The following is a 6,441-nucleotide window of genomic DNA, read 5'->3' as shown; positions in this document are numbered from 1 at the left end:
TAAAGTATCCCAAAACTTAAGTGGGTCTTCTAAGGTAGTAATTTGTAATCCCCAAGGCTTTAATATCTCCGAGAGAATTTTTAGTACTTCCGTATCTTCGTCAACAATTAATACCCGTGCCGTGTCTGCTGATTGTTGAAGCTCGTTAACAAGAGATGGTTTAATATGATTATGAGAGGTGCCAGTATTGGTAGAAACTTGCTGAAACTCTTGGCGCAGAGCGACAACCAATTCTGATAAATGTAGCTTTTGCTTTTGAGGTAACGATACTCCAACTTGTAACAATTCTTCAATTTGGCTGGCCAAGCTCGAAGCAAAATTAAAGCCAAACATACCCAAGGAACCAGCAAGCTTATGAGCATCTTGATAAGCGCGACTAACTATCTCACTATCGAGTGAATCTTGAAGTAAAGCTGCTGTTGCGACTTCGACAGTGCCAACTCTGTCACTTAGTTTTTGTTGGGAACGTTCCCAAATAGCAGTAATTTGTGGACTTTGTTTCACTGGTGGGGGAGTTTCTGAAGCTGTAAACTTACTACTAGTACTTTTTTGCTCTTGTTTTTTTGATGTTTTTTTCTTCTTTTCTTCTGAAAGCGATTTTAAACGATAACCAATACCATACACATTTTCGATGGGGTCATTTGTAACTCCCGCTCCCCGAAGTTTCTGACGCAATCCTTTCATATGCGCTCTCACCGTATCCTCTCCAGGCGCCTCTTCGAGTGACCATAAATGGTCTATAATGGCACCACTGCTGAAAGTACGCACGGGATTACGAAGAAATAACTCCAGTAAACTATATTCTTTAGGAGTTAAACGTATTAGCTGGTCTAAGTATGTAACCTCACAGCTATTGGGGTCTAACCGTAAATTTTCCCACTCCAACAGCGTCTGTAGTGATGTAGTACATCGACGCAATAGCGCGCAGATGCGAGCCGTTAACTCGTGTAAATCAAACGGTTTTGTGATATAATCATCAGCCCCAGCATCTAAACCAACAATTTTATTAGTGCTATTATCTTGGGCAGTTAAAAGAATAATCGGTACATTAGTACCGTCCGAGCGTATTTGCCGACACAAGCTAATGCCATCAAGCTTAGGAAGCATCACATCCAAAACAATCAAGTCATAATTACAGACTTGCGTAAATTCCCAACCCGACATTCCATCAGATGCAGTGTCAACAGTATAATGCGACTGAGCGAGCGTTGCAACAAGCGATTGAACAATAAGTTCATCATCCTCTACTACCAGAATTCTCATAAATTTACTTTGTCGTAGTACTAGATAAAGAATTTACGGTAGATATTGGACAAATATTGAATAAATTGTCCAATTTATTCAATACTAATGTACTATCCAGATTGGATGCCAAAACTGTATCCGTATCCATCTTTTCGATGAATAAACTTCACTCCTCGCATTGATGATACAGTAATGCGCGTACCTTTAATTAGCACCTCAAAACCTTTGGGTGTAGGAGTCTTAACCCTTGCTTTATACCAACCAGGAGCAGCTTTGACAACTGACGGAATGCCTTTTTTCTTATTTGCTTTTGTCATAGAAGGTTTTGTCAATTTAAATTTAACAATATCTCCTGCAGTTATGTGCTTGTATACAGTTTTTGGCGCAATCGTCGCCACAGAACCATCTGGATTCAACTTGACAATTTTCTTAAGGGTTTTTCGATCTTGAGAGTACAGTATTACAGGAAATCCCTTATCATTGGTTCTTCTGCTTTGCCTATTGCCATGTCCCTTGCATTCAACTATCATTGGTTGCTCTGTAAGCAATTTAATATTTGAGCCAGATTCGCCAACACATGCTGCATCAATGCTGTGGGACTTTGGCAGTTCTTGGTTACAGCGATTCATTTTAGTTCTGCCACCTGTGGAGCAACGAACATGACTACAGCAATTTTTGGCAATATTAACTACTGCAAACCGAGTCGAATTAACTGCGGCTGCATCGCGTAATGGTTGTTTGACTTGTTGTAGAACTTGATTTTTTATTTTTTGTGCTTTAATTTGATCTTCAAAGTATTTTGACTGTAGAAATGTGCCTAAATCCTGATTATCTTTTTGTTGATTACAATCATGACAAGCTAATGTTAGATTGCTAACTCTGTCACTACCTCCTCTCGACTTAGCAACAATATGCTCGACTTCTAATGAAGTATTTTTTGCACCGCAATAAGCACATTCTCTTCCCCATTTTTCTAATAAATACTCGCGAATTTCATATCCGAGCAATGTGCCTTGCTGATATTCGATGCCTGATATTTCTGGATTTATGATTTTTTGTGTATCGAATTTGACTTGTTCAATTTCAATTGCAAAAATCGGACAATATCTACAAAAGCGTTTAATCCAAGTCTCTATAGTTAAAACACGATGTATTAATGAAGGGGGCAACCAGCCTTGTTTTTTGTGACGGTGATTGCGTTCTTTGCGATATCGTAAATTTCTATTACGCCTGCCGCGTCTAAATCCTGCTCTTTTTTCTAAATCTGATTTAATTAATTCTCCACGATGCTCTAATTCCATACGAAATATTATCTCCGAGCCACATTGTATTGCAAAACCAGTCCATTTCGAGCCGGGATCAATTTTCAATATATATTCTTTATTTACAGGGTTAAAGACCTGCTGCCTTAGTATGATTACAAATGGAAAAGTTCTAAAAACAACTGCTTTTTGTTGAGTCAATAACTTTCTTGCACGCGCAGAATGCACCATACTTAAAAAAGTTTTATCGGCATTTAAAACAAAAACATGGTTTGTTAACATGATGTTTTTTGGCAGTTACGCCTCTCTTTAACAAGGTAATGTTTGCTTCAACAATGCTCAAAATTTTTGTCACACTTTACCAAAGTAGTTCGTAGATACAAGTGTTTCACCTTTATAAACTAGGCAATGTTCTTATATCTGAGCGCTTAGGACTAGCAACCGATGAAGGCATCCTATTAAGCTCCTAGTACTTTTGAGCGTAGGCAACCTACTCGTTGCCTGAGTCTGGTGTAGCCGGGTTTATCCCGATACAAAACGGAACTTGTCCAAAATGTACCGTTTATCGACTACTCAACCTGGTACGCACGACTTTTACTTAGTTTTACTTACTTTATACTCAGTATTTAAATTAACTTATGAATAATATACTTGCTCGATAATAAAGCTAAGTTAAGAATCTAAACATTTTGTACTAGTAGGGTGGTCACTGCCTATCTTACCCAATCTGAAAACATTGTGATAAGATGATAAACTGCTGCATTCATTCAAAACTGTTTACTAAATCATGACTCTGACGCAACAGCGAAAGCAAGAAATCATTGCACAGTACCAAGTACACGAAACTGATACTGGTTCTTCTGATGTGCAAGTCGCAATGCTGACAGACCGCATATCGCGTCTGTCAGAACACTTACAAGGTAACAAGAAAGACCATTCATCACGTCGCGGTTTACTAAAGTTAATCGGTCAACGCAAGCGCCTTTTGTCTTATATTCAACAAGAAGACAAAGAGCGTTACCAAGCTTTAATCGCTCGCCTTGGTATCCGTGGATAAAGTATAATATTTTGCCTTATGCCCGCCGAATCCGAACGTAACAACTTACCATTTGAACCGAAAAGTAAGCAAAAGAAAGCTGACAAATCAAAGGGGCAACAACCTGTTGTAAAGCAAGTTGTTGCAAAGCAATCTGAGAAAAAAGAGACTAAAAAAGCTCCTTATGCAAAAGAGGAGATGGCTATTCCGAAAGTAGTTAGTGACCGTATGGTTAAGCGTGTAGCTGCATTTTCAGGTATTCCAACAGTCTTGGGTATTGCGAGTTTGGTTGTTAGTTACTTGCTAGCTGTGTATGCTCATATCAAGCTCCCCCCTATTGCCGTTTTACTGGTAAATATGGGGTTATTTGGCCTGGGAGTACTGGGTATTACCTACGGTGTTCTTTCCGCATCATGGGATACTGAGCAACCTGGAACCTTATTTGGCTTCAGTGAATTTACTACTAACTGGGGACGAATGGTGGAGGGTTGGCGCGCGACTCGGCAAAAAAAAGTGTAATCTGTATAGTGCTGAGTAATGAGTGCTGAGTACTGAGTAAATTTGTAGAGCAAAGTTCGTTATTTTGCGTTTTATTGAAGGATAGTCGTCATTCCAAAGCTGTAGAGACGTGATTAATCACGTCTCTACATGATTCGTTTATGTATAATTATTTAATTAAGAACTAGAAATAAAAATAAAAATATTAAATAAAATCAGGGAAAATAACCATGATTGTAGTAATGAAGGTTGGTTCTCCGGAAGCGGAAATAAACCGTATTAACGATGAACTAACGACTTGGGGACTTACACCCGAAAAAATTGTTGGTAAACACAAAGTTGTAATTGGTTTGGTTGGTGAAACTGCTGACTTAGACCCTTTACAAATACAGGAAGTTAGTCCTTGGATAGAGCAGGTTTTGCGCGTTGAACAACCTTACAAACGCGCGAGTCGTCAATATCGTCACGGTGAGGCATCAGAAGTAATTGTTGATACTCCCGATGGTTCTGTTGTTATCGGCGAAAACCACCCGATATCGGTAGTAGCTGGACCTTGCTCGGTTGAAAACGAGGAAATGATAATTGATGTGGCGTTGCGTGTTAAGGCAGCAGGCGCCAAATTTTTACGTGGTGGTGCTTACAAACCTAGAACATCGCCTTATGCTTTCCAGGGACATGGTGAAAGCGCACTCTCGTTACTTGCTGCCGCACGTCAGGCAAGTGGACTTGGTATTATTACCGAAGTAATGGATGCCGCTGACTTAGATAAAATCGTTGAAGTTGCCGATGTCATCCAAGTTGGCGCCCGCAACATGCAAAACTTTTCTCTACTTAAAAAAGTAGGCGCCCAACCAAAGCCAGTATTATTGAAGCGAGGAATGGCGGCGACTATTGAAGATTGGTTAATGGCAGCAGAGTATATACTGGCAGCAGGAAACCCAAACGTTATTTTATGTGAGCGTGGTATCCGCACCTTCGACCGTCAATACACTCGCAACACGCTCGATATATCGGTAGTGCCCGTACTGCGAAAGCTTACTCACCTACCAATAATGATAGACCCTAGCCACGGTACAGGTTGGTCAGAATTTGTACCATCAATGGCAATGGCATCAATTGCAGCAGGTACAGATTCGCTAATGATAGAAGTCCATCCTAACCCGAAAAAGGCATTATCCGATGGACCTCAATCACTAACACCAGAAGCATTCGAGCGACTTATGCAAGAATTAGCTGTTATTGGTAAAGCTGTCGGACGTTGGCGCCAACCTGTTCCAGCAACAGTGTAGAAGAGTGCTGAGTGCTGAGTGCTGAGTGCTGAGTATAAAGTTAATAAGATAGGAGTTAAGAGTAGGAAGTCGGGAGTTAAATTTCTGTATTCATAACTCCGTATTCAGTACTTATCACTCCTGACCTAATACTCAGCACTCAGCACTCAGCACTCATAACTCTTTCTTATCTTCTTCTGCTACCAAAGCCGCCGCTAGAACGGGGAACTCTAGAACGTCCACCACTGCCGAAACCGCTGTTTGGGTTTCTTCTTACGGTACTTGAATTGCCAGATGGTCGCAAAGTGCTGCTACCAAAGCCGGAACCTGTCGCACGACTACCAGTATTAACTCTTGGTTCGGCTCTTACTGTTGGGTTATTAGGATAATTTCTGCGTAGGTTGCCAGTAGTACGGAATGCTGTACGATTTCTGACTGCCGCAGGTGGCGCATTGTAGCGTGAACGATAGCTTGAAACTGCATCGTCATATGTACGACCATAACCACCGTAACCAGTAATCAAACCACCCGGTTGATACACTGGTGGTACGTAGTATTGCGGTCTAAATAATAAACTACCAATCGCTTGACCAGCTAAAGCACCAGCAAACGGCGCCCAAAAACCGCTTTGTTGACGAACGACCACAGTCTCCTGCTGTCCAGTTTGAGGATTAACTTTGTTTTCAGTTACGTTGTGAACGTATTCGATTTTGAAGTCTGGAGTTAAAAACAAAGATGGCTTACCACCTTCAACTTTCAAGTAGCTTTTTTTACCCTGCTTGACATCATCATCGGTCAAGCGCGCCATTTGTAAATTTTCTGTTCTATATGTGGGTGGTGTACTGCCGAGTAAAAACAGCGTATACACACCATCGCCATCGTTATAGGTTGCTTGTTGTACATCATACTGACCGTCAGCAAGGTTCGCTGAAACTTGAGATACAGGGTTTGCAGTTCGTCCTTGTGTGGGCTGCGAGTTAACTTGGTTCGTCGCTCCTCCACCACAACCAACGGTTGTAACGCACAAACTCAGCGCTAAAACAACGACTGTGAATTTACGCAAAACTTTCATGATTACATTGATGAACATATAAAAGTCATCCCATTCCTAACTTAGCAAAATTTAACATCT

At 40.8% G+C, this 6,441-nt stretch carries 6 protein-coding genes; 3 read left to right on the top strand and 3 right to left on the bottom strand.

Annotated elements, in window-relative coordinates; all coding sequences use genetic code 11:
- The coding region (locus tag AC2JBO_RS08300) for a response regulator (RefSeq protein WP_496953158.1) at positions 1–1,263 on the bottom strand (1,263 nt) is incomplete at its 3' end.
- Between the two features lie 92 nt (positions 1,264–1,355).
- Positions 1,356–2,789, bottom strand: a complete 1,434-nt coding sequence (iscB, locus tag AC2JBO_RS08295; protein WP_496953157.1) for an RNA-guided endonuclease IscB — start codon at positions 2,787–2,789, stop codon at positions 1,356–1,358.
- A 505-nt stretch (positions 2,790–3,294) separates the two neighbouring features.
- On the opposite strand from iscB, the gene rpsO reads away from it, so the two are divergent.
- From rpsO to aroF, 3 genes are all read left to right on the top strand, one after another.
- Entirely contained in the window at positions 3,295–3,564 is a 270-nt protein-coding gene (gene rpsO / locus AC2JBO_RS08290; protein ID WP_496953156.1) for a 30S ribosomal protein S15, read from the top strand.
- An 18-nt stretch (positions 3,565–3,582) separates the two neighbouring features.
- Positions 3,583–4,062 (top strand): PAM68 family protein, encoded by a 480-nt coding sequence (locus tag AC2JBO_RS08285; RefSeq protein WP_496953155.1) that lies wholly within the window; start codon positions 3,583–3,585, stop codon positions 4,060–4,062.
- A 209-nt stretch (positions 4,063–4,271) separates the two neighbouring features.
- Positions 4,272–5,330, top strand: coding sequence for a 3-deoxy-7-phosphoheptulonate synthase (gene aroF, locus AC2JBO_RS08280; protein ID WP_496953154.1), 1,059 nt, complete (start codon positions 4,272–4,274; stop codon positions 5,328–5,330).
- Positions 5,331–5,496: 166 nt separating this feature from the next.
- Here aroF and AC2JBO_RS08275 read toward each other — a convergent pair whose 3' ends face one another.
- Entirely contained in the window at positions 5,497–6,381 is an 885-nt protein-coding gene (locus AC2JBO_RS08275) for a hypothetical protein (RefSeq protein WP_496953153.1), read from the bottom strand.
- Positions 6,382–6,441: the final 60 nt, after the last annotated feature.

This window comes from Calothrix sp. CBUCES-K 9914, from assembly GCF_059640475.1.
This window is presented reverse-complemented; position numbering and strand designations above follow the sequence as displayed.

Coding starts and splice junctions, on each gene's coding strand:
- iscB (WP_496953157.1), bottom strand. CDS start 2,789: ATGTTAACAAACCATGTTTTTGTTTTAAATGCCGATAAAACTTTTTTA.
- rpsO (WP_496953156.1), top strand. CDS start 3,295: ATGACTCTGACGCAACAGCGAAAGCAAGAAATCATTGCACAGTACCAA.
- AC2JBO_RS08285 (WP_496953155.1), top strand. CDS start 3,583: ATGCCCGCCGAATCCGAACGTAACAACTTACCATTTGAACCGAAAAGT.
- aroF (WP_496953154.1), top strand. CDS start 4,272: ATGATTGTAGTAATGAAGGTTGGTTCTCCGGAAGCGGAAATAAACCGT.
- AC2JBO_RS08275 (WP_496953153.1), bottom strand. CDS start 6,381: ATGAAAGTTTTGCGTAAATTCACAGTCGTTGTTTTAGCGCTGAGTTTG.